This window comes from Pseudomonas sp. C5pp (genome assembly GCF_000814065.1).
GTDB classification, from domain to species: domain Bacteria; phylum Pseudomonadota; class Gammaproteobacteria; order Pseudomonadales; family Pseudomonadaceae; genus Aquipseudomonas; species Aquipseudomonas asiatica.
On sequence record NZ_JWLN01000079.1, the window covers coordinates 1 to 1996 of the forward strand.

General features: G+C 54.2%; 4 protein-coding genes. All 4 read left to right on the forward strand.

Going from position 1 to position 1996, the window contains the following annotated elements; translation table 11 throughout:
* The coding region (locus RR51_RS28325) for a S24 family peptidase (protein WP_039615465.1) at positions 1–315 on the forward strand (315 nt) is incomplete at its 5' end.
* Positions 316–453: 138 nt separating this feature from the next.
* Entirely contained in the window at positions 454–876 is a 423-nt protein-coding gene (locus tag RR51_RS28330; RefSeq protein WP_039615466.1) for a hypothetical protein, read from the forward strand.
* Complete coding sequence (locus RR51_RS29875) at positions 806–1288, forward strand: helix-turn-helix domain-containing protein (RefSeq protein ID WP_082044784.1); 483 nt, start codon at positions 806–808, stop codon at positions 1286–1288. Before RR51_RS28330 ends, RR51_RS29875 begins: the two co-directional genes overlap by 71 nt.
* Positions 1285–1719, forward strand: coding sequence for a DUF6941 family protein (locus tag RR51_RS28640; RefSeq protein ID WP_052261141.1), 435 nt, complete (start codon positions 1285–1287; stop codon positions 1717–1719). The genes RR51_RS29875 and RR51_RS28640 overlap by 4 nt, the downstream gene beginning before the upstream one ends.
* The last annotated feature ends 277 nt before the right edge of the window (positions 1720–1996 follow it).

Genomic DNA, 1996 nt, shown 5'->3' on the forward strand with positions numbered 1-1996 from the left:
CTCCGTGAGCTGGGCGTCGAGTTCGAAGAGCACTTCCACCTGAAGGTGGTCACCGGCTGGGGCCAGTCGATGGAGCCCACCATCAAGCACCGCGACCCGCTGATCGTGAACATCAACGTCCGCGAGTTCGTGGGCGACGGGATATACCTCTTCGTCTGGGATGATCTGCTCTATATCAAGCGCCTGCAGGTGGCTGATGAAGAGCACTACGAGATGATTTCGGACAACCCGAGGCACAAGGATCGACTGATCCGCCGGGACATGACCTACATCCAGGCCCGGGTGCTGCTGGTGTGGAATGCGCACCTGGTGTGAGGGTCGCAAGACCCACGCGCATCGACGCCTCGTAGCCGCTCGATGCAGAGCTGGCGAGGATCTTCTATCTGAGGTCTGATCGCATCTCGGAGGCCTCACAATCTTGATGGACCTTGCAAATATACCAAGGGCGATATATTGTACGAGCTCATAGTAGGCGACGAAGCCACCCAGGATTTGGAAAGGATTTTGGAAGCGGTGCCAGAGGCTGGCTACCGGCTTGTTGCGCTGCTCGAGGAGATCTCCTGCAGCCAAGATCTTATGGAGAAATTGTCTTGGGACCACTACGGCGGGAAACCTCACGATCCTGAGGAGGGAGCATCGGTAAGCATTGCCAAGTGGATAAACCTGTATCGCAAAGGGCTGAATATTTGGCGGCTTAGGGATTTCGAGCTGTCCAGGCTCGGGTACGAGTACCGGATTATTTACGCCTTCATCCCTGCCAGCGACGTCTATTTTGTGCTAGCTGTAGTAGAGAGAGCTTTTAATTATGAACCAAGCCACCCTGTCACACAGCGCGTCCTTGCCGCTTACAAGCGCCTTGAGCAGGAAGGTTGGTGAGGCTTCTGGGACCGCCAACCGGGCCGTTGTTATCAAATTTGAGACAGCGGTTCTTCCCGCGCCGTTGGCCCAGAAAAACACTGCATTCTCAAAGCTTGTTGCAAAGCTGGACTCCAGCGCTGAGCACCGCTCAAAAATGGCTGAGGCCCGAGAATGGGTAGCCCGTGAGGTTCTTGCGGACGAAGGCGAAACCCTTCGCACGCTTCGACTCAAGCGAAACCTAAACCAGACTCAGTTTGCCTCCCTGCTGGGCACTACCCAGGCCCAGGTTGCGCGCTTGGAGAAAGGGAACACAGACCCCCTGCGTTCTACCTGCAAAAAACTCTGTGAAGTGCTCGGGATCTCAGCAGATAAGCTTGAGGAAATTCTCGACAGACAAGAGAAAGCCTACCAACTTAAGGCAAGACAATGACTCGCTTTGCTTACTCTGTTTTTTGTGACGACATCAGGAACGAGCTGAACAACAAAATATCCCTGATGGGGATTTTTGGGTCCTTGATGTATTTGCAGTCCTTCCCGACCGTGCTGCCGAAACTGTGCGCAGTGATCACAGCCAGTACACCTGTTGACAGACCCTTCCAGTCTGTGAGCTTCAAGGGGATCATGGACGGGAATGTCATTTTTGATATTTCCCTCGACGAGGCTCAGCTTAACGAAATAAAGAGAAGCGCAAGCATCATAGATGATCCGAAGGGCTTTGAAGCGAAGGCAATGGTAGTCCTTTCTCCGTTCCACCTGGCTGCTCCCACCAAGGTCCATGTAACGGTCATAGCCGACGGGGAAGAGATTCAGTGTGGGGGATTGCAAATTTCACAAGCCCCTGATGGACTCACGATTATTTAAGAGCAGTACCAGAAGCCCGCCTCGGCGGGCTTTTCTTTACTTGCGTGATGGCGGATGGCCAGCGTGGTAGGATGGCGACCTCATGAAACGGAGGTCGAGACTTGGAATCATCTGATAAAAAATGCCCATACTGCGCCGAGACCATCAAGGCTGAAGCGATCAGGTGTAAGCACTGCCAAGTGAGCCTGCTCACGGGTACGGCTGACGGCGTCCAGCCACCAAAAGCCAAAAAGCCGATCTGGCCCTGGTTCATCCTGACCCCGTTGCTGCTTCTTGG

Coding starts and splice junctions, on each gene's coding strand:
- RR51_RS28640 (WP_052261141.1), top strand. CDS start 1,285: ATGACTCGCTTTGCTTACTCTGTTTTTTGTGACGACATCAGGAACGAG.
- RR51_RS29875 (WP_082044784.1), top strand. CDS start 806: ATGAACCAAGCCACCCTGTCACACAGCGCGTCCTTGCCGCTTACAAGC.